The organism is Paenibacillus sp. alder61, assembly GCF_020179875.1.
GTDB classification, from domain to species: Bacteria; Bacillota; Bacilli; order Paenibacillales; family Paenibacillaceae; genus Fontibacillus; species Fontibacillus faecis.
This window is the reverse complement of the sequence record NZ_JAIUDG010000035.1, coordinates 1-19,703: the sequence shown is the minus strand read 5'-3', so window position 1 is coordinate 19,703 and position 19,703 is coordinate 1. Positions and strand designations below refer to the sequence as shown.

The 19,703-nt window shown below is 55.2% G+C and carries 19 protein-coding genes and 1 pseudogene; 4 read left to right on the top strand and 16 right to left on the bottom strand.

All coding sequences use genetic code 11. The features are described 5' to 3' along the window. Positions 1-7: 7 nt before the first annotated feature. From queG to LBW89_RS25960, 4 genes and pseudogenes are all read right to left on the bottom strand, one after another. Positions 8-1,183, bottom strand: a pseudogene (gene queG, locus LBW89_RS25975) (tRNA epoxyqueuosine(34) reductase QueG); the annotation flags it as partial. A gap of 62 nt (positions 1,184-1,245) precedes the next feature. After that, a complete protein-coding gene (gene rnhA / locus LBW89_RS25970; protein ID WP_213508480.1) occupies positions 1,246-1,689 on the bottom strand; it encodes a ribonuclease HI in 444 nt (147 codons plus the stop codon). Between the two features lie 31 nt (positions 1,690-1,720). Beyond that, on the bottom strand, positions 1,721-2,278 hold the full coding sequence (gene lepB, locus LBW89_RS25965) for a signal peptidase I (RefSeq protein WP_373317756.1): 558 nt from the start codon (positions 2,276-2,278) through the stop codon (positions 1,721-1,723). Positions 2,279-2,461: 183 nt separating this feature from the next. After that, complete coding sequence (locus tag LBW89_RS25960) at positions 2,462-2,905, bottom strand: GNAT family N-acetyltransferase (protein WP_148455754.1); 444 nt, start codon at positions 2,903-2,905, stop codon at positions 2,462-2,464. Positions 2,906-3,390: 485 nt separating this feature from the next. Between LBW89_RS25960 and LBW89_RS25955 the strand changes: the two genes are divergently transcribed. Then, positions 3,391-3,612: a hypothetical protein gene (locus LBW89_RS25955; RefSeq protein WP_148455752.1), complete on the top strand. Its 222-nt coding sequence runs from the start codon at positions 3,391-3,393 to the stop codon at positions 3,610-3,612. A gap of 1,568 nt (positions 3,613-5,180) precedes the next feature. Here the strand turns inward: LBW89_RS25955 and mutY are convergent. After that, on the bottom strand, positions 5,181-6,479 hold the full coding sequence (gene mutY, locus LBW89_RS25950) for an A/G-specific adenine glycosylase (protein WP_225040821.1): 1,299 nt from the start codon (positions 6,477-6,479) through the stop codon (positions 5,181-5,183). A 12-nt stretch (positions 6,480-6,491) separates the two neighbouring features. Then, the gene (gene acpS, locus LBW89_RS25945; RefSeq protein ID WP_148455748.1) at positions 6,492-6,881 is read right to left on the bottom strand and encodes a holo-ACP synthase; all 390 of its coding nucleotides are present in this window, start codon (positions 6,879-6,881) and stop codon (positions 6,492-6,494) included. Between the two features lie 228 nt (positions 6,882-7,109). Here acpS and LBW89_RS25940 point away from each other — a divergent pair, with 228 nt between their 5' ends. Both LBW89_RS25940 and LBW89_RS25935 read left to right on the top strand, forming a co-directional pair. Beyond that, positions 7,110-7,991, top strand: a complete 882-nt coding sequence (locus tag LBW89_RS25940) for an alpha/beta hydrolase family protein (protein ID WP_225040820.1) — start codon at positions 7,110-7,112, stop codon at positions 7,989-7,991. Positions 7,992-8,041: 50 nt separating this feature from the next. Further along, positions 8,042-8,941: an AraC family transcriptional regulator gene (locus LBW89_RS25935; protein WP_225040819.1), complete on the top strand. Its 900-nt coding sequence runs from the start codon at positions 8,042-8,044 to the stop codon at positions 8,939-8,941. Between the two features lie 242 nt (positions 8,942-9,183). On the opposite strand, the gene LBW89_RS25930 is transcribed toward LBW89_RS25935, so the two are convergent. The 6 genes from LBW89_RS25930 to LBW89_RS25905 all read right to left on the bottom strand — a co-directional run bounded on the left by LBW89_RS25930 (position 9,184) and on the right by LBW89_RS25905 (position 15,330). Then, on the bottom strand, positions 9,184-10,389 hold the full coding sequence (locus LBW89_RS25930) for an ABC transporter permease (protein WP_225040818.1): 1,206 nt from the start codon (positions 10,387-10,389) through the stop codon (positions 9,184-9,186). Continuing rightward, on the bottom strand, positions 10,386-11,075 hold the full coding sequence (locus LBW89_RS25925) for an ABC transporter ATP-binding protein (protein ID WP_148455740.1): 690 nt from the start codon (positions 11,073-11,075) through the stop codon (positions 10,386-10,388). Before LBW89_RS25925 ends, LBW89_RS25930 begins: the two co-directional genes overlap by 4 nt. Continuing rightward, positions 11,072-12,133, bottom strand: coding sequence for an efflux RND transporter periplasmic adaptor subunit (locus tag LBW89_RS25920; protein ID WP_225040817.1), 1,062 nt, complete (start codon positions 12,131-12,133; stop codon positions 11,072-11,074). The genes LBW89_RS25925 and LBW89_RS25920 overlap by 4 nt, the downstream gene beginning before the upstream one ends. A 32-nt stretch (positions 12,134-12,165) precedes the next feature. Continuing rightward, positions 12,166-12,804 (bottom strand): YIP1 family protein, encoded by a 639-nt coding sequence (locus LBW89_RS25915; RefSeq protein WP_225040816.1) that lies wholly within the window; start codon positions 12,802-12,804, stop codon positions 12,166-12,168. Positions 12,805-13,037: 233 nt separating this feature from the next. After that, entirely contained in the window at positions 13,038-13,472 is a 435-nt protein-coding gene (locus LBW89_RS25910; protein WP_148455736.1) for a BrxA/BrxB family bacilliredoxin, read from the bottom strand. A gap of 127 nt (positions 13,473-13,599) precedes the next feature. Next, positions 13,600-15,330 (bottom strand): two-component system sensor histidine kinase NtrB, encoded by a 1,731-nt coding sequence (locus LBW89_RS25905; RefSeq protein ID WP_148455734.1) that lies wholly within the window; start codon positions 15,328-15,330, stop codon positions 13,600-13,602. A gap of 151 nt (positions 15,331-15,481) precedes the next feature. Between LBW89_RS25905 and LBW89_RS25900 the strand changes: the two genes are divergently transcribed. After that, a complete protein-coding gene (locus tag LBW89_RS25900; protein ID WP_148455732.1) occupies positions 15,482-16,762 on the top strand; it encodes an NAD(P)/FAD-dependent oxidoreductase in 1,281 nt (426 codons plus the stop codon). Here the strand turns inward: LBW89_RS25900 and LBW89_RS27635 are convergent. From LBW89_RS27635 to LBW89_RS25885, 4 genes are all read right to left on the bottom strand, one after another. Beyond that, positions 16,759-16,881, bottom strand: a complete 123-nt coding sequence (locus LBW89_RS27635; RefSeq protein ID WP_263639319.1) for a hypothetical protein — start codon at positions 16,879-16,881, stop codon at positions 16,759-16,761. The genes LBW89_RS25900 and LBW89_RS27635 overlap by 4 nt on opposite strands. 525 nt (positions 16,882-17,406) lie before the next feature. Then, positions 17,407-18,684, bottom strand: coding sequence for an ABC transporter permease (locus LBW89_RS25895; protein WP_225040815.1), 1,278 nt, complete (start codon positions 18,682-18,684; stop codon positions 17,407-17,409). A gap of 14 nt (positions 18,685-18,698) precedes the next feature. Further along, positions 18,699-19,400, bottom strand: coding sequence for an ABC transporter ATP-binding protein (locus LBW89_RS25890; RefSeq protein ID WP_148455726.1), 702 nt, complete (start codon positions 19,398-19,400; stop codon positions 18,699-18,701). Positions 19,401-19,419: 19 nt separating this feature from the next. Further along, positions 19,420-19,703: hypothetical protein (locus tag LBW89_RS25885; protein ID WP_225040814.1), on the bottom strand; the 284-nt coding region annotated here is incomplete at its 5' end.

Sequence of the window (19,703 nt, the reverse complement as noted above, 5' to 3'; positions counted from 1 at the left end):
ATCACGATTCCTCCAGTTTGGCGCGAGCGGTTTCCAAACGCTCCAGCACCTCGGGGTCGGTTTCCCTTTCGGCCGCGCGTTTGATCCCCAGCAGCGCCTCTTCCCCGCCAATCCGGCTTAACGCCCAGGCGGCGGTTCCCCGCAGAACCGGTCTCGGATCGTGTATCATTATATCTATTAATTTCGGCACGGAGGAGCTATCTTTGAAGTTCCCGAGCGCAATCACCGCGTTTCGTTGAATCGGCTTCTTCCCCCGCCAGGCGGCGGCGCTGTTGCCGAACCGCTCCTTGAATTCCCGGTTGCTTATATCGAGCAGCGGCAGCAGCAAAGGTTTTGCCGTTTCGGGATCCGGCTGCAGCTCGGGACGGTGGTTCCAGGACATTCCTTTGTTTTTCGGGCATACCACCTGGCAGGTATCGCAGCCGTACAGGCGGTTCCCGATTTTCAACATAAATTCCTCTTCCACAAAACCTTTGGTCTGCGTCAAAAAAGAGATGCACCGCTGCGCATTAAGCACCCCCGGCTCCACCAACGCACCTGTCGGACAAGCGTCCAGACATTTGGTGCAGTCGCCGCAATCCTCCGTTACCGGGGTGTCCGGGCGGAACGGGATATTGGTGATCAGCTCCCCCAAGTAAATCCAGGAGCCGAATTCCGGCGAAATGATCGCGCAGTTTTTGCCATAAAATCCGATTCCCGCGCGTTGGGCCACCGCGCGGTCCGAAAGTGCTCCCGTATCGACCATACTTTCGATCCGCGCATCCGGCACCCGCTCGGCGATGAACGCCTGCAATTTGGCCATCGCCTGCCTCAGGACCTGATGATAATCCTGTCCCCAGGCCGATCTGGCCAGGATTCCCCGGCGTTGCCCCGGCTCCGACTTAGGCGGGTTTTCCATCTTGGACGGATAAGCCACCGCGATCGCAATCAGCGAAGCCGGCTGCTCCAGCGAGAGCTCCGGATAAACACGCTTGTCGATATCCGGTTCCTCAAAACCGGATTCGTATCCTTTTTCGCGCCGGTCCAGCAGGATCGATTTCAGCGACAAAAAAGGGTCTGCCGACGCAAACCCGATCGTATCGATCCCCAGCGATGGCGCGGCCTCCTGAATCTCGCGCTTCAACGCGTCCCAGCGGGCATAACCCGCTCCGGCACCGCCGGCGCTTGTCCCGTTTTCGGTCATCGCCATCTTCAAGCCTCCTTCTGCTTAAATCATGCTGTTCCTTTATTTTGCTTGTCGTCCCGTTATTTCGAGGCCAGCCGCTTGATCGCCTCTCTGGCCAACAGATCGCAATGGTTATTGAGTTCGTTGTCGCTGTGGCCTTTAACCTTGACGTACTCCACCTCATGAATCCCCATGAGCCGCCATAATTCCTGCCACAGCTCCTTATTCTCCACAGGCTGGTTCTTGCTGTTCTTCCAGCCGTTCTTTAGCCAGCCGCGAATCCACCCCTGCTGAAAGCAGTTAACGACATAGGCCGAATCGCTGTACACCTTAACCCGGCAAGGCTCCTTCAATTGGCTGAGCGCCGAAATGACCGCCTGGATTTCCATCCGGTTGTTGGTGGTCATCGGTTCTCCTCCCGACATCTCCTTCCGATGCCCGTTGTATAAGAGAACCGCTCCCCAACCGCCGGGACCGGGGTTGCCCGAACAGGCTCCATCGGTATAAATCATAATCTCTTTCAATCCAACAACCTCCAACATTTCGCGTTTCGAACTATAAACCGCGTATTTTGGTGATGGGCCAGAACACAAACTCCGCCCGGCCGACGATCCAGCTTTTCTTGACGCTCCCGAAATACCGGCTGTCCTTGCTCTCCCCGGCATGACGGTTATCCCCCATTACGAAGTATTCTTCCTCGCCCAAAGTAACGGGAGGCATTCCTTCCCCTTCGATCACCGTATCGGTGTAAGGCTCATTCTGCACCTGTCCGTCAACGTACAGCCGCCGGTCGCGGATTTCTACCGTTTGTCCCGGCACGGCCACGACTCGCTTAACCAAAAATGGTTTTTTGTCCGGGTCGGAACTCGGATCTTTCAGTACAACCACTTCACCGTGCTTGGGATCCGTAAAGCGGTAGACGATCTTATCGACGAAAAGCCGCTCCCGTTCCTCCAGCGTAGGTTCCATCGATTCTCCCCGAACCAGGGACAGGTTAAACACGAATATATTCAAAACCACCATGACCGCAAAAGCGATCAGCACGGTCTTCGTCCAATCCCATAACTCGGCCATCCAGCCCTCCGGAGCTTTTTTATTCTTGGCGGAATACATTCCCTTGCCCGCCTTTGGCCGGTTCGTATCCTGATGGCTAGGTTCCATTGGGCACACCTCAAATTTCATGATAAGCGGGGTTCATCCCCTACATAATAGAAAAGCATATCGCGCACCCTTTTGCAACGGGCGGGAGATATGCTAAATTTCTGCAAAATATGACAGAACGTTATATTCTCTTCTTTATCTGGATCCCGACAGGGAGCTTACCGCAGCAATGCCCAGCTTTTGAAATGCCTCCAGGAATTTACTCGCGCCATAACCCATAGCCTCGTAAAGAGGCGCGATCGCTTTATTGTGAGGATCTCCAGCGATCATGATTTGACGTACGTTGCGTTGTTGGAACTTTTGTTCCATCGCTGTGACGAGATTTTTGCCCACGCCTTGACGGCGGTAGTCCGGATGAACGGCGGTCCGGTAAATGAAGCCCGTATTTTGATCAATCGTGCCGATCAGCGTGCCTACAATTTCCCCATCCACTTCCGCGATCATGATCAATTCCGAATCCCAGGACAACTGTCTGGCAAACGCCCGCTTTGTGTCTTCATAGCAGTCTTCCATTAAAGCCACCTGCAAAAGCTCCATCACCTGATTAACATCACTCAACTGGAAGGAACGAATACGCATGCAATGATCTCCCTTTTCTCTGCATATGATAGATTCATGTAAAAAAAGAGCGGTGCCTTTTTACATCAACCAAATAATTAAAACAAGACAAAAAACGAGAAAATACTGCTTCCTTGTCCATTAAACCATATAAATCTACGAAATACATCAATTTTCTTCTGAAAGCGCTTTATATGAAGCGTTTACATTGATTTATTAATAATATATTTCTAGTAATGGAAATGAAAATGCTATTAATGTAATTGTATACCAGTTGTGAAAATGTTGTTTTCAATTTTACAATTCGTTTGTATTTACCGGAAAAGGGTAAGTGGTAAACAAAGGGAAAAGGGCGCTCTGCGGGGGGGGGGGCGATGCATATTCATTAAAATTGGCACCATAATACACATGGAACCCATCCGCACTTCCAGCGTTCGAACGCCCCTTTTCGTTGATTAGCGTGATGTAGGTGACTGGCGAAACCATCAGGATCAGGAGGGATTTTCATGTCCGACAAGTCCAGCGACAAGCAAAACGGGTTGACCAACGACCCGCAGGAACTGCTCCAGGCCAAGCATGCGGCCGACAAGCAGAAGCAGCAATTCACCAACTTCGCCCGTAGCGTCAGCGGCGACACCCCGACCGACCAAGGGCAAGTTTCGGCGGACAGCCACCATGAGCCCGATCAGCAGAACCATATGAAAGACCAGGAAAACCGGATGATGTAACCTGCCTTAGTGGTGCGAGTGCGAACGCCTGCAAATCTGCAGGCTTTTTTTCGTATCCGGACGCCGCTCCCCGTCCCGGGGGCTCTAGCTGATATCGTAGGCGGGGCCCCGGGCTCTCACGGGGCTCTAACGGGCAGAGTAAATTGCGGTGCGATCGACGGGGCTCTAACGGGCAGAGTAATGTGATTGCGATGCGATCGACGGGGCTCTAGCGGGCAGAGTAATGTGATTGCGATGCGATCGACCGTTACTCTAACGGGCTAAGTAGCGCGATGCGATCGACGACGTTGCTCTAACGGACATAATAGCCGCTATTTCGCCAAAACTGCCCCTTTCTAAATTCTAACGGAAATAGTAGCGCCTATTTGCGGGTTTCACCGCCAAACGGAGCTCTTTTTGCCGAAATAGCCGCTACTGCGTCCGTTAGAATCTCCATTCGTCCCGAAAGGACGAAATAGCCGCTATGGCTTCCGTTAGAATTTGTTCGTCGGGCCTTCTGGTTAGGGCATGATGCTCACGACAGTTTACAGTAACGGAGATAGTCGATGCGGCGCTCTCAATGGTTACTCTAGCGGACAGAGTAAATGCGGTGCTCTCAATGGTTACTCTAACAGACAGAGTAAATACGGTGCTCTCAATGGTTACTCTAACGGACAGAGTAGATACGGTTGCTCTCAATGGTTACTCTAACGGACAGAGTAAATGCGGCGCTCTCAATGGTTACTCTAACGGACAGAGTAAATACGGTGCTCTCAATGGTTACTCTAACGGACAGAGTAAATACGGTGCTCTCAATGGTTACTCTAACGGGCTAAGTAGCGCGATGCGATCGACGACGTTGCTCTAACGGACATAATAGCCGCTATTTCGCCAAAACTGCCCCTTTCTAAATTCTAACGGAAATAGTAGCGCCTACTTGCGGGTTTCATCGCCAAACGGAGCTCTTTTTGCCGAATTAGCCGCTACTGCGTCCGTTAGAATTTCCATTCGTCCCGAAAGGACGAAATAGCCGCTATGGCTTCCGTTAGATTTTTCGTCAGGCCTTCTGAATGGGGCATGGCGCTCACGACAGTTACAGTAACGGACATAATAGCCGCTATTTCGCCAAAACTGCCCCTTTCTAAATTCTAACGGAAATAGTAGCGCCTATTTGCGGGTTTCATCGCCAAACGGAGCTCTTTTTGCCGAAATAGCCGCTATGGCTTCCGTTAGAATTTGTTCGTCGGGCCTTCTGGATAGGACATGGCCCTCACGACAGTTACAGTAACGGAGAAATCGATGCAGCACCCACGGCGGCTGCTCTAATGGACATCACCGACTTTATGGATTTCGAGCCGCTCCCGTTTGTTTAATACAGCCTCCCCCAGGGATGCCGCCCCCTCTTGCACCGCCTCTTCTCACCTTACTCTCCTATCTGGTTACATCGAGGCGCGCAGCCGCAGTCGATGAATTTGTATAAATACAACTCCAGTTAAACCTGAAAAAGAAAAAAACCGCAACACGCGGTTTTCAACGTACCTATTTAGTATTATATGTCACATGTAAACAACTTCGCGCGGCCGGTTGCCTTAGTTAAAAACACCGCTTAGAATCCGCAAAAACACATTGGGAAACGCCAGGCCTTCCATATCCGCTTTACTGATCCAGCGGTACTCTTCAAGCTCGCCCCGCGATGAGTCCGGCGAATCCGACACCTGCGAAAGGGGCAATACGCCTTCCTCCATCGCTGCGCCCGCTTCGGCCACGAACGCCAGGTCCGTGGCACCGCCGTAAGTTGCGGGCGACGGCGTATATGCGGCCGGGAAAGCCGAATCCGCCGCGGCCGAAAAGCGGTAGACGCGCAGATTCCAGTGGATGTGACTGAACGTATGCTCCGCGTTCATCACGAATCCTGCCGGCTGCGCGGGAAAGCCCGCCGCCGCCAGGGCCGCGGCGAGCCGATCCATCGCCGGCCCGTCCGGCAGGCCGGCGCCTTCGCCGGCGTCCGCGGCGGCGGGGATGTGGGGCAGCTCCCACATCCGCGCAAGCAGCCCCGACGCCGGACGCCGGCGGACGAGCACGCGGCCGGCGTGCTCCCCGACGCCCTCGACGAGGGCGACGAGCCGGTACTCCGGCCGCGGCGGCTTCGCCTTGCTCTTCACCGGCAAGGCATCCTCCGCGCCTTCCAGGCGCGCGGCACAGCGGGCCATCACCGGGCAGACCAGGCAGCTCGGCGACTTCGGCGTGCAGATCAACGCGCCGAGCTCCATGAGCGCCTGGTTGAAATCCGCGGCCCGCCCCCGGGGGATAAGGCTCGCGGCCAGCTCTTCCATCCGCGTGCGGGTTCCCGTCTTCATGATATCCTCCCGGATCAGGAAGTACCGCGACAGCACCCGCATGACGTTTCCGTCGACCGCCGGCTCCGGCTGGTTGAAGGCGATGCTCAAAATCGCACCGGTCGTGTACGGTCCGACGCCTTTAAGCGCGGCGACCTCCGCCTTCACGGACGGCACCGTGCCGCCGTGCCGCTCCACCACCTGGCGCGCGGCGGCCTGCAGATTGCGGGCCCGGGAGTAGTAACCGAGCCCTTCCCAGCATTTCAGAACATCTTCCTCCGGCGCTTCGGCCAAATCCTTCAGCGTAGGGAACCGTTCGATAAACCGTTGAAAATAAGGGATGACGGTATCCACCCGGGTCTGCTGCAGCATAATTTCCGAGACCCAAATGTAGTAAGGGTCCCGATGTCTCCGCCAAGGCAAGTCCCGTTTGGATCGTTCGTACCACTTCAACAGCTCCGTACCGAAATATTGTTTGTTCTCCGTATTCTCCGTATTCTCTGTAATCTCCGTGCTCTCCTTACTTACCTTGTTTTCTATGTTTTCTTGCATGATGGTCTCCTTTTATGTCAATCGTTCCACTACGGCAAAGGCGGAAGCGAGCTGCCGCTCGTGCGTAATGCTAAGATGGACGGCGTACTCCGCGGCGGATAACCCGAGCCGCGTCCAGGCCCCGTCCGAAAGCTTTACGGCCGGTTTCCCCCCCGCATCCGGCAGGATTTCCATATCGCCGAAGCTCAGCACCTTCCCGATGCCGCAGCCGAACGCTTTGCTCACCGCTTCTTTCGCGGCAAACCGTCCGGACAGAAACTCCGCGGGCCGGGCCGAACATCCGGGAAGCGCAAGTTCCCCGGGCGTGAGGATGCGGCTCTTCAGCTTCCCGCCGGCCGGGCCCGCAAGCATGCGCTGCAGACGGCCGATTTCCACCACATCATGTCCAATGCCATAAATCAAGGGCAGTTCCCTCTCTTCCACCATCATGGGATTAAAATTAAACAATCTGCATTGCCAATCACATTGTAACAGGGATACTCCCGGGATGCGAGTCCCGCCAGGCTATCCTGTAGCTTCGCGCCTGCCCGCGCGCCTTTGACTCGGGTTCTACCGGACCGTTCCCGGAAAGGAGTATGGTATAATCAGGAAAGTGGAACAAACCTTCTTTTGATGAAAGGACGGATTGCGATGCCTATCGATTTTCAAATCCCGCTGGAAGACGGTCATACGCTCCAATGCACCCGGTTTCCGGCTCAGGAACGAAACGAAAATACCGCGCTGCTCATCATGGCTCACGGCTATAAAGGCTTTAAGGACTGGGGCATGTTCCCTCCGGCAGCCGAGTACCTCAGCCGCTTTCATGAAGTGGTGACCTTCAACTTTTCGCATAACGGGATTGGAAACGTCAAGGACGAGTTTACCGAACTGGACAAATTCGCCATGAATACCTATGATCGCGAGCTTGCGGATTTAAGCGCCCTTGTCGCACGGTTGACCGCTGAAGCGGAGTTCGCCGGATTGCCGCTTTTTTTGCTGGGACACAGCCGGGGAGCCGGCGTATGCCTGATCCATGCTTTGGATCATCCGGGGCAGATGCGGGGCGTCATTTCCTGGAACGGGATTACGAATCTGGACCTTTTCAGCGATGAGCAGAAAAAAGAAATGAGGGAGAACGGACGCAGTTATGTCGTAAACGGTCGTACGGGGCAGCGCATGCCGCTGGACGCGGCTATTTTGGAGGACCTGGAGCGGCAGCGGGACCGCTACGATCTTTTGGGCCGGATGGCTCGGGCGAATGCTGCGGAGTTCAAAACCATCCTGATTCAAGGGTCGGAGGATGGCGCTCATTTACGAAAAGGTTCGGCCGAACTGGTCAAGCTCCGTCCCGATATTCCGTGGGTGCAAATCCCCGGGGGAAATCACACCTTTGGAACGGTACATCCTTACGCGGGCATGACCGGGCCTTTGGAAGGCGCTCTCCGGGCTACGCTCGCTTTTATGACCGATACAATCGCCGAATCCCCACGCTTCAATCCCCGTGAACCGGAAAGCAAGAATGATCAAATTTAATAAATTTCCATCCTCTATACTTAATCCATAGACCGGTCTGGAGGAAGTTCATGAACCATTTGGATGTCATTCGCAACAGCATCGATTATATTGAAACGCGGCTTGATGAGGATTTGACTTTAAAAGGAGTGGCTTCGGCCATGCATTATTCGGAGTACCATTTTCATCGTACCTTTCTCTATGTGGTCGGTGAAACGGTGACCTCGTATATCCGCAAACGCCGTCTGTCCAAAGCCGCCGAGCTATTGGCCGGCAGCGATTCGAAACTGCTCGATATCGCCCTGGAGTGCGGGTTTCATTCCCACGCGGCCTTTACGAGGGCATTCCGGAAAATGTACGGCATCTTGCCGACAGCCTGCCGGCGGCTCGGCCAGCCTCCGTATTTGTATCCCAAAGCCGAATTGACTAATATCGATGCCCAAAACTTTGGAAAATGGGGAGATTATGCTATGGAATATCGGATTGAGACTTGCCCGGAAATGAGAATTATCGGTTACTCCATCAAGACAACCACCGTCGAGGGACAAAACAGCCGCGAAATTCCGACATTTTGGCAAAAGTATATGGAAGAGCGTCTAGGTGAGAACATTCCCGGCAAAAAGTGCCCGGATGTCGAGATCGGACTATGCACTACCTATGAAGAGGACGGTTCTTTCCACTATATCATCGGATTTGAAGTGGATGAAGCGACCGCCGTTCCGGAAGGGATGGTCGAATACCGCGTGCCCGAAGCCCAATACGCCATCTTCACCACGCCGCCGGCCAGCCAAGCGGACTTCACGGCGTCCATTCAAGAAACCTGGAACAGAATTTTCGCCGAATGGTTCCAAAGCTCGGGTTACGAGCAAGCGTACGGCCCCGACTTTGAATGGTATGATCAACGCTGTTGGCCGACGGAGGGCAAACAGATAGATATATATATCCCCGTTCAGCCCGCCGCATCCGTTTAAAAAGTTTTTGAAAACCCGACCCTCTTGATAAATGAGGGGCGGGTTTTCTTTTTACGAAAATTAACGGGATCTCCTTCAGGTAATGCTCGGTTAACCGGCCGAACCAGCCAATTTACCTGGAGCTTTTCCCGTTAACCGGTCTGCGGACGGCGCGGCGTTGGCTCCAACGCCCCCTCCTCAACAAGCCAAAGGGCCTCTCCCGAATGCAGTCCTGTCTGCAACGGAAGAAGCCCTCGATTTTATTATTCATAGCGAAGCGATTCGATCGGGTGCAGCTTGGACGCTTTATTCGCGGGGTAAAGCCCGAAAAAGATGCCGACCGCGGCCGAGAAGCCGAAGGCGAGCAAAATCGCCCAAACCGAGACCACAAAGGGCCAGCCGGATATAAGTGCGAACGCGTATGCCGCGAGCAAGCCGAGCAGCGCCCCCACCGTACCGCCCAAAAATGAAAGGATGACGGCCTCGATCATAAACTGGAGCATGATCGTGCCCGGCGTGGCTCCGATGGCTTTGCGGATCCCGATTTCCCTCGTCCGCTCGGTCACCGAAACCAGCATGATGTTCATGACGCCGATCCCGCCGACCAGCAGGGAAATTCCCGCGATCGAACCGATGATCGTCTGCAGTATGGAGAAGGTGCTGGACACCATCTTTTCCGCGTCCTTGCCCGTTTCGGCCAGGTAGGAGTCCGGCTCCACGTTTTTCCGGTCGGCCAGCCATTTTTTGAGCATATCGATGGTTTCATGCATATTGTCGGGCGACGTTGCGACGATCTCCAGCGATCCGAGACGGTCGCTATCCCCCGTCTTCTCATCGCCGAAGGAAATCGCTGTGATCGGCGCATAACCGGTGTAGAGTTCGCCCTGCATGCCGCTCATGATGTTCTCCTCCGGCTTATAGACACCGACGATGCGAAACCTGTCGTTCCCCAAAACAAACTTGCGTCCGACGGCTCCTCTGGCCGAACCGAACGCCTTCTCCGCAAACTTCAAGTCAACCACCATCACTTTCTGGCGGCCTCTTTCTTCCTGCGCGTTAAAAAATCTCCCGGCCTCCAGCTCAACCTTTTGCATTTTCGGCATAACCGAGGTCGTGGCCGTCACATCGAAGCGGAGCTTCTCCTGCTTCAGCTTGGTCGTCGAACCGTAGCCCAGCGAAGCCGACACGTAACGGATCCCCGGGAGTTTGCGAATTTCCCCCATATCGCGCTGGCGGAACTGGGCTTTCTCCACATTGCTCTCGTCGCTGTAATTCGGATAGATGACAAAGTACCCGTCCTCAAAGTTGGAAACCATCGAGATAATGGAGGTCTGCCCCGCCTGACCGATCGAAACGACGGTAACCACCGCGGCGACCCCGAATACGATGCCGATCATCGTCAGAAAAGACCGCAGCTTGTTCATTCGCAAATTATCCAGGGCGACCAGGATGCTCTCCCAAATACTCATGCTCGGTCACTTCCTTTACGGGTGTCCTTGAGCAGCTTGCCGTCACCGAACAGCAGCACGCGATCCGCGTGCTCCGCGATATCCGGCTCGTGCGTGACAAGAACGATCGTTGTCCCTTCCCGGTGGATCTCCTTAAACAAAGCCATAATTTCGTGAGACGATTTCGTATCGAGATTCCCGGTCGGCTCGTCCGCCAGCAGAATCGGGGCTTCCATCGTCAGCGCCCTGGCGATGGCCACCCGCTGCTTCTGACCGCCGGACAGCTCGGTCGGACGATGCTTGACCCTTTCCTTTAGGCCGACCTTTTCCAGCAGCTCCAAAGCCCGCGTCTGGCGCTTCTCCCGGGGAATGCCGGCGTACATCATCGGCAGCGTCACATTTTGCAGCACGGTCTGCCGGCCGAGAAGGTTAAAGCTCTGGAACACGAAGCCGATCTTCCGGTTGCGCACCCGGGCCAAGTCGTCCTCGTTCAGGGTATGGACCTCTTCCCCGTCGAGGATGTAACTTCCCGTGGTCGGCACATCCAGACAGCCGATAATGTTCATCAAGGTGGATTTCCCCGAACCGGAAGTCCCCATAATCGCCACGAATTCACCGCGGTTCACCTGTAAACTGATCTTGCTCAGCGCTTCGACTTCCAGCGGACCGTTCTTATAAACTTTGCTGATATCTTTGAGCGTAATCATCGAACAGTCACCTTATCGCCATCCTTCAGCGATTCGAAGCCTTCCACGACAACCAGTTCCCCCTTGGCTACGCCCTTCGTGATCTCGATCTGTTCATCGCCTTCCTTGCCGGTCTGAACCGGAACCTTCACCGCCTTGCCTTCCTCCACCGTGAAAACATAAGCCTGCTCCCCTTCGTACTGCACCGCACCGATCGGGACGAGCAGCCGGGGCTTGTCCGGAACTTTCATCGCCACCGTCACGGTGTAGCCGGGCCGCAGCTCTGCGGCCGTGCTCGATAAACGCACGACCATTTCCACGGTGGCGTCCTTGGACGTCGAGTCCACGATTTTGGCGGTCGGCGCCAGATAGTCCACGACGCCCTCATAAGTGCCGGAGATCGATTCACCGGTGACCACCGCCTTCATGCCCACCGCGGCTTTGCCGGCATCCAGCTCGTTTAAATTGGCGCGAACCTTAAAGCCGGAAAGATCCGAAATTTGGGCGATCTCGCTTCCCTCCGCGATCATTTGTCCGGCATCCGCCGTCAACGAAGTGACCACGCCGCCCGCCGTAGCGTACACCGCGCTGTTCGCCAGCTTGTCCTCCAGGGAGGCGATCGTCAGCTTGCTGCTCTTGATGCGCAGATCAAACGAGGTCAAATCCGGTTCCTCAACGTCCAGGCTTGGATCCTCGCTGACGGATTTCTTGAAGGCTTCGAAATGCTGTTTCTTTGCCTGCAGCCGCTCCGCTTCGGCTTGCTCCAGACTTAACCGCTCCTTGGCCAACTGCTCCCGGATACCGTCCTGCTTCAAGGTCAGCAACACCTGGCCTTTCGTGACGGTATCCCCGGCCTTGATTCGCAGTTCTCCGACAATCCCGCTCACCGGCGAATACAGCTTGGTCGTTGCCTCAGGTTCCAATTTGCCGTTCGTATAGATCTCCTCGGCGATCTCTCCCTCAGTCACTTCCGCGGTTTTGACGGCGAGTGCCCGGTTCATATTCATAAGATTTACGCCGACGAGAACCACTACGACGATTCCCAGCAATATTCCGATCAACCATTTCTTCTTTGACACTTTCCATCACCTATTCCTGTTAACTTGGTCGTTTAAACGAACAACAGCGAACCCAGAGAAAAGACCAGCCAAGCCCCGACAATCCAGATGCCGACCTTTTTCCGCGGGCGTTTCATCATGACCGAAGCCCCGATCACGTAAAGAACAAGTCCCCAGATACTGAACGGATTCGCCAGTGACAAAAGATAATACAAAATCCCCGTTTTTTCCGGAACAAAGGCGGCAAGGCTCAGCGTAAAAGCCGTGATTGACTGTGCGCCCGTGGCCGTCAACATGATGCCGGTAATCAGTCCGCCCAGCAAGCCGGGCAAGGCCGAAAACGAAGCGACCGTAACCAACTGCATAAACTTGGCTTCTCCGCGAACGATCAGATTCAACAATACGAACAGCAGCGCCACGATAAACACGCCGGCGGCCGCGGTAATCGGAGTAATGATTAGCGTGGTGGACTTGCTGCCCGCTACCAAAGCATCGTACGTACTCGGGTCTATCCCCTGAACTTTGCGCAGACTTTCGTACATCGCGGCCTCCATCGCCGGAAGTTGCAAGTAAACGACCACGGCCGACAAAACAATCAGCAGAACAAACGGAAAAATCCAGGCCGTTTTGCTCTCCCGGGCCCTCTGGAACGTAGCCTCCGGAGAAACAAAAATGGTGAACAGGTTTTTCAAACCGATCTCCCTCCCAATTTTTCAATCTCGAGCTCTAACTCTATCCACACCTATGTAAAAAAAATAGCAGTCATTATATATACGGCATTGCATGTGGAAAGATTCACTAAACTTTTGTCGTTTTCACGAAACCTCCTGTCTCAAAAAAAACAAAACGCCCCAGCCGGTAAGAACAACTCTAACCAACAGGGACGTTTGTCTACAATCGCTTATTTAATTTCACATCAAGCAGATTAACGGCAAAAACGGTCGAATGCGCTGGTCAGATCCGCGGCGATCTCCTCGGCGGAACGATCCTCAATTTGATGGCGCTCGATAAAGTGAACGAGCTCTCCGTCCTTCATCAGGGCGATCGACGGCGAAGATGGCGGATATGGTGCAAAATACTCACGCGCTTTGGCTGTAGCTTCCTTATCCTGACCGGCAAAGACGGTATACAGATGATCCGGCGTCAAATCGTGCTGAAGCGCTTTGGCTACGCCCGGACGGCATTGGCCGGCGGCGCATCCGCATACCGAATTGACGACGACAAGCGCCGTTCCTTTGGCCGTCGGCAGGGCGTTCTCCACTTCCTCCGGCGTGCGCAGCTCCTGAATCCCGAGGGAAGTTAACTCATCGCGCATCGGTTGAATCATGTCTCTCATATATTGATCAAATGACATGGACATCGTTTGGCTCACTCCTTATGTTTAAAAACTTGGCTTAGCGGCGGAAGCTAGCCTTCCGTCTCAGCTTTACGCTATGTTTAATTATACATTCATAAGAAAAAGGAAAGCAAATGATTCCGGCAGCCGGTTATTCGGCAACGGCCGGAATCCCCTCCTGCCTTTGCAGATGTTCATTAAAAGGAAAGAACACCGTAAAGGTCGTCCCTTTTCCCTCCTCCGACTGGACGCTGATTTTTCCGCTATGGCGTTCCATAATGCTTAAACATAAGGAAAGGCCGAGCCCCGTCCCCTGCGCCTTGGTGGTGAAGAACGGTTCAAACAGCCGTTCCTGCTGAGCCGGCGGGATTCCCGGGCCCGTATCCCTGACGTACAAGGCAACGCCGTCGGCAACACACCGGGTTTCCAGCACAAGCTGGCCTTTCTCCGGCATCGCCTCCATCCCGTTTCGCCCCAAATTCAGAATGAGCTGCTTGATTTCCTTCGGGTTCAGCATAAGCCGGGGAACGGCTTCGTCCAGCTTGACTTCAATGCTCTGCCCCCTGAGATTGGCATCCGCCCAAAGCAGCGGGCTCAGCTCCCGTATGATATCGTGGAGATCGCAGAGCTCCATCTGTACCGGGCGGTTCTGAGCGAGCGCCAGGAAGTCGTTGATAATACTGTTCGCCCGGTCCAGTTCCTCCATCACAATCCGGTAATAATGGTCCAGCGACGAAGGGCTCTTCTCCCGCATCAGCTGCAAAAATCCGCGGACCACCGCCATGGGATTGCGGATTTCATGAGTGATCCCCGCCGCCATCTGCCCGACGAGACTTAGCCGCTCAACGTGATTTAGTTCCTTTCGGAATGTCTCGAGCTCCGTAATGTCCTGAATGACCAAAACCGCTCCGATCGGTTCTTCGGTGCGGCCTTTTTTGATCGGGGCCGTACTGGTAAAATAGATCTGATCCCCGCTTTGCAGCAGTTCGCCGGAGCTCTTGTTTCCTTTCAAGGCTTGAGCCGCCCGGGGCAGCAGCATCTCAAGCCGGATGTCGGACAGCACCTTGTCCAGTTTGAGCTTGACGAGGTCCTCGCGGCTTTCGGCGGGATAACGCCGGCGGTATAATTGAAGGAACGATTCATTGACCGCCGTAATATCTCCCTCCCGGTCGAGCAGAATAATGCTGAGCGGAGCGGCATCCAGGCTTTGCTGAAGCTTTTCCGCCTCGCTGAAATAACTGCGGGACAACTGGAGAACCTGAAGGCGCAGCTTTTCTTTTTCAAGCGTATGTTCGATCATGTATACAAATAAAGCTCCGATCAACAGCGTTGCCAAGATGTTCATTAAGGCGGCCGACAAGGAAAACGGATCGGCCGGAAACGTTTCAGCCCCGCTGATAAACGGTGACGAGGTAATCATCAATTCGCCGGCGACGAAAAAAAAGGAGAGTATGGCGATCTTCCCGCGGCGGTCGGTCTTTGTAAAGCGTTTCGAACTTAAGAGAACCAATGGGTACAGAAGAAGGCCTGTCTCGAGCATTAACTTAGGCCATGTGAAGTTTAATGCAAATAAAGGATACAAGATCAGGTGAAGCAACCCCAAAGCCGCACCGTCGCGCAGCCTGCCGTAAAGCATCAGGGCGAACAACGGAAGAATTCCGTAGTGGAGCGGGATATTCCCCCATAAGCGGGTGGAAAATATCAAGCACAGCAGCATACTTAACGTACAAGTGTACAGGAGTTCGGCGGCATAGGGATATTTGCGGATTTCCCCCTCCGCATCGCCCGTGGACGGACCTCTTTTCCCGTAGGTCAGCGGGAACAAAAAGGCCGGCAAACCGGCGATCAGCATCTGCAGCAAAACTTCCTTTATCTCCCCCATCTTCTCCCTCCTCTGGCGGAAGAAATCGTTCTCATTCTCGATTAAATCACAGGCGACAAAGTTTTACAATATTTCTTATTTTAGAGAGGCCACAAAGTTCTTTATTGTAATAAAGTGCAAATCATTTTTTGACACGAAGGAGGAGTCCATCATGAAAAATTACGATGTCATCGTAATCGGAGGCGGACCTTCGGGCCTAATGGCCTCGATTGCCGCCGCGGAGCAAGGAGCACGGACGGCCTTGCTCGACAAAGGGGACAAGCTGGGACGAAAGCTGGGGATATCCGGCGGGGGGCGCTGCAATGTGACCAATGCCAAAGAGATCGATGAGCTGATTACCTACATTCCGGGGGGAGGGCGATTTCTTCACAGCGCCTTCTCCTTGTTCAGCAACCGGGATATTATCGAATTTTTCGAGAACCTGGGGATCGCCTTAAAAGAGGAGGACAACGGAAGAATGTTTCCGGTGTCCGATAAAGCCAAAACGGTGGTCGACGCTCTGGTCGGCAAGGCCCGGTCGCTGGGCGTACAGTTGTTGACGCATCACCCCGTTCAGGAACTGGTTTACGGACCGGAGGGCGTGGAGGGTGTAAAGCTGGCAGACGGAGAACGATTCGGCGCCAAGTCGATTATCGTGGCGACCGGCGGCAAATCGGTGCCGCATACGGGGTCCACCGGGGACGGGTATCCTTGGGCCCAGGCGGCCGGCCATACGATTACCGAGCTGTACCCGACCGAGGTTCCCTTGATATCCAAAGAACCGTTCATCACCAGCCGGGAACTGCAGGGACTTTCCTTGCGCGACGTCAAATTGTCCGTGCTTGACCCGAAGGGGAAAACCGTGGTGTCTCACCGGGGGGATATGATCTTCACCCACTTCGGACTGTCGGGCCCGATCGCGCTCAGATGCAGCGGTTTTATCCGCACCGTCAAAAAGAAGCACGGCGTCGCCGAAGTTACGATGTCGTTGAACCTTTTTCCCGACAAATCCCCGGGAAGCCTGGACGAGCACCTGCGCCGCTTGGCGGCGGCCGAGCCGAAAAAGGCGCTGAAGAACGTGCTGAAAGGCACGATCCCCGAGCGCCTGCTGCCGCTTCTGTTCGAAAAGTCCGGACTCTCCGGCGATACGACCTATGAACATCTTCCCAAGGAACTTTGGCTGGCGTTTGTGGCGACGGCGCTGAACTTTCAGATCCGGGTGACGGGGACACGTCCGTTCGAGGAAGCTTTCGTCACCGGCGGAGGCGTTCACCTTAAGGAGATTCATCCGAAATCGATGGAATCGAAGCTGATGCCGGGGCTGTTTTTTTGCGGCGAGGTATTGGATATCCACGGCTACACCGGGGGGTATAATATCACCGCCGCCTTTGCCACCGGCTATACGGCCGGCCATCATGCCGGCTTGTCCGCGCTCGGAGAGCGGCGGAGCTAGCCCTTGCCGGAATGACGCCGCCGGCCGAGCGTGAACAGCCCCGACAGCGAGGCGGCGGCCCGGGTCAGGAGCAGGCCCGCCGGAATTCCGGCGATGACGCCCCACCTGTACAGTTGCACTTTTTTTCTGTTCCTCCTTCGGAGATTTACTCCAAACTTTAACAGCGGCGTGGCAAATTAGGGCTGGCACCCGTAACTTCTCGAATCGCCCAGCGAAATAACGGCCTTTAGGACCGCTATTTCGGCCAAAATCGACTCCGCGGGAAAAATAAAGGTCAAAAAGGACCCTATTGCCACTAGCATTGCATTAACCCGAAGGGTCTAATGGCCGTAACCGCCTCCCTTTGAAACCCGGCGGGTGGATAACGGCCGTTTGCGGCGCTATTTTGTCGAATTTGGCTCTTTGCTGTGAAATAGCGGTCTTTTGGGGCCTTATTTTAGAGTAAGTTGGGCAAAAACCGGATTTTTGGGCTCGCACCAGAGAAATAGGGCCCTTTTTAGCCGCTATTTTTCCCGAAAAAGCAAATCTGGGCGAAATAGCGGCCCAAAAGGCCGTTATTTGCTTGAGAGGGCAATTGCGGGGCGCCGGATTCAGCCTGCTACGCCGAGGCGAAGAGAATTCTACTACGGATGGCGGATGAGGCCCTAGCCCTTACCGGAATGACGCCGTCGGCCGAGCGTGAACAACCCCGACAGCGAGGCGGCGGCCCGGGTCAGGAGCAGGCCCGCCGGAATTCCGGCGATGACGACCCACCAGGCGTGAAACAAAGAGGCGCCCAGCACGCAGGTCAGCAGCAGCGTCCCGGGGTAAAGAAGCAGCCGCAAAGAGAGCGGAGCCGCCCTGTACTCCGTCCCTTCGGGCAGCGGCAGCAGGGGCATCAGCCCTTTGGCGAAAAACGCCTGCCTATGCCCGTTAAGCCAATAGGCGAACAGCAGCAGCAAGGCAGCGAATACGATCAGGTTGGCGGGGTAGGCCGGAAACCAGACCGCCGCGGCGCCGTACAAGACGAATTGCGCATACAGCCTCCATTCCGGCCCCCGGAAAAAGGCTTTAACGATCGATTCGGCGATCACGGCCTCCGGCCGGTTCGAGCGCAGCAAACGCTCCCCTCGGCGGAACAGCCAGGGCCGGGTTCGGACCGCCGGCGGCCTGTCCATCGTCCCCGCCAACAGCAGTCCCGTAAGCACCGTCCGCTGGCGCTCTTCCTCCCGTACTTCCGCCTCGAATCTGCCGCGCAGGCGGAAGCGGATTTCGGCAAGGAGAACGGTCAGCAGGACGCAGGCGGCGAGCATCGCGGCAGACGCGAACGCGTGAACTTGCCCCCCTTCTATGACCAGCCAGGAAACAAAGCCTGTGCCGAGCAGGATAAACGCCGCCGAGCGATAGAGGACGCGCCGCCACCCCGTCCGCATGATCTGAATCAGGTTCTGCAGAAACAAATGGACGGCTTTTACCCCGCAGGCGACGGCAAAAATCCGGAAAACCTCCCCCGTCTCCAGGCCGTGAACCCGGACGAGGACGGGAGCGGCCAAAGCCACGGCCGCCCCGATCACCGCGAAATGGCCGGGGAGAGACACCAAAGCTGCTCTCCGCATCACAGCGCGAATCCATTCCGGCCGCTGTTTCAGGAAGAGCACGTCCGCCGCTTCAATGAAAAGAATCAGGCCTCCCGTTGCATATATAACGAGCAGCAAATATGCGGGGAACACGGTAAATGGAAGGTGAAGGAGCCAGGCCGGGAGCGCTTCGCGCCATAGGCCGTAATAAACGCGTCCCACCAGCAGCAAGCCGGGAATTCCGATATACAGCAGCACGATGCCGTCAAACACGGACCGGAGCATGACGATCTGCTTTTTCCAGTGGTCCGCCCACCTGCGAAGAAACAGACGTCCCGCCGTCATGTTCGAGGTCATTTCCATCATGGATCCCCGCTCCCTCATGTCAGCACATCGAAGCAGTCGAATAACGGAGCTTCGGGCAATCCGGCGGCAAGGCGGATATCGTGCAGCGTCCCCTTGGCGGCCACTCGGCCGTCCGCCATCAGAATGAAGTCGTCGCAAATCCGCTCGGCCGTGTCGAGCACGTGCGTGCACATCAATACCCCGGCCCCTCTGCTTCGCTCTTCCTCCAACAGGCCGAGGAAATCCTTCGTCGCTCGCGGATCCAGCCCGATAAAGGGCTCATCGACGATGTACACCTCCGGTTTCAGCAGGAATCCGATCATCAGCATCATCTTCTGCCGCATCCCTTTGGAGAATCCCCCGGGCAAATGGTTCCGCACCCCGGTCATTCTGAATTTCTCGAGCAGCTCGCCGCCGCTCCGCTGGAATTCCGCATCGTCTATTCCGTAAACCGCGGCCGCCAGGCTCATATGTTCCCATAAGGTCAACGTATCATAGAAAACGGGATGCTCCGGCACATACGCGTATTTGCCGTGTCCGTCGGCAAACCGCACGTCCGCCTTAATCTCGGGGATCAGACCGAGAATCGCCTTCAAGGTCGTGCTCTTCCCCGCCCCGTTCGGCCCGATCAGCCCGGTCAGTTTGCCGGGCATCACCTCCAGGGACACCTGCTTGATCTTTGGCTTCCCCGCTTCGTAGCCGGCTTCCTCAATTTCTACCCGCAACAATGGCTCCATGCTGTTCCCCGCTCTTTCTTCATAAGTTGTCTTTACTAATACGTTCGGGGCGCCCGCCGGGTTTCATTAAAGCCCGGCCGCCTGCTGTTGCTGGAGAGAAGTCCGATCCCGTTTCATAATCATAGATTTGAAGAAGAGTAGTAGAAGAGCCAGCAAGACCATGAGCCCTCCCGACAAAATCATAACCACCCGTCCAACGGGTGGTTTGCTCTTGGGGTATAACCCCCTGTTGCCAAACTGCGCCTAAAGACGCTAGCCTGACAATAAAATTGTTCAGGCTCAGTGTTTTTGTCACTTTCACTT

Excerpts from the sequence above, each read along its gene's own strand:
- LBW89_RS25930 (WP_225040818.1), bottom strand. The coding sequence starts at position 10,389 with ATGAGTATTTGGGAGAGCATCCTGGTCGCCCTGGATAATTTGCGAATG.
- LBW89_RS25925 (WP_148455740.1), bottom strand. The coding sequence starts at position 11,075 with ATGATTACGCTCAAAGATATCAGCAAAGTTTATAAGAACGGTCCGCTG.
- mutY (WP_225040821.1), bottom strand. The coding sequence starts at position 6,479 with ATGCAAGAAAACATAGAAAACAAGGTAAGTAAGGAGAGCACGGAGATT.
- LBW89_RS25895 (WP_225040815.1), bottom strand. The coding sequence starts at position 18,684 with ATGATGGAAATGACCTCGAACATGACGGCGGGACGTCTGTTTCTTCGC.
- lepB (WP_373317756.1), bottom strand. The coding sequence starts at position 2,278 with ATGTATTCCGCCAAGAATAAAAAAGCTCCGGAGGGCTGGATGGCCGAG.
- LBW89_RS25940 (WP_225040820.1), top strand. The coding sequence starts at position 7,110 with ATGCCTATCGATTTTCAAATCCCGCTGGAAGACGGTCATACGCTCCAA.
- LBW89_RS25900 (WP_148455732.1), top strand. The coding sequence starts at position 15,482 with ATGAAAAATTACGATGTCATCGTAATCGGAGGCGGACCTTCGGGCCTA.
- LBW89_RS25960 (WP_148455754.1), bottom strand. The coding sequence starts at position 2,905 with ATGCGTATTCGTTCCTTCCAGTTGAGTGATGTTAATCAGGTGATGGAG.
- LBW89_RS25955 (WP_148455752.1), top strand. The coding sequence starts at position 3,391 with ATGTCCGACAAGTCCAGCGACAAGCAAAACGGGTTGACCAACGACCCG.
- LBW89_RS25910 (WP_148455736.1), bottom strand. The coding sequence starts at position 13,472 with ATGTCCATGTCATTTGATCAATATATGAGAGACATGATTCAACCGATG.
- LBW89_RS25890 (WP_148455726.1), bottom strand. The coding sequence starts at position 19,400 with ATGGAGCCATTGTTGCGGGTAGAAATTGAGGAAGCCGGCTACGAAGCG.
- LBW89_RS25905 (WP_148455734.1), bottom strand. The coding sequence starts at position 15,330 with ATGGGGGAGATAAAGGAAGTTTTGCTGCAGATGCTGATCGCCGGTTTG.
- LBW89_RS25935 (WP_225040819.1), top strand. The coding sequence starts at position 8,042 with ATGAACCATTTGGATGTCATTCGCAACAGCATCGATTATATTGAAACG.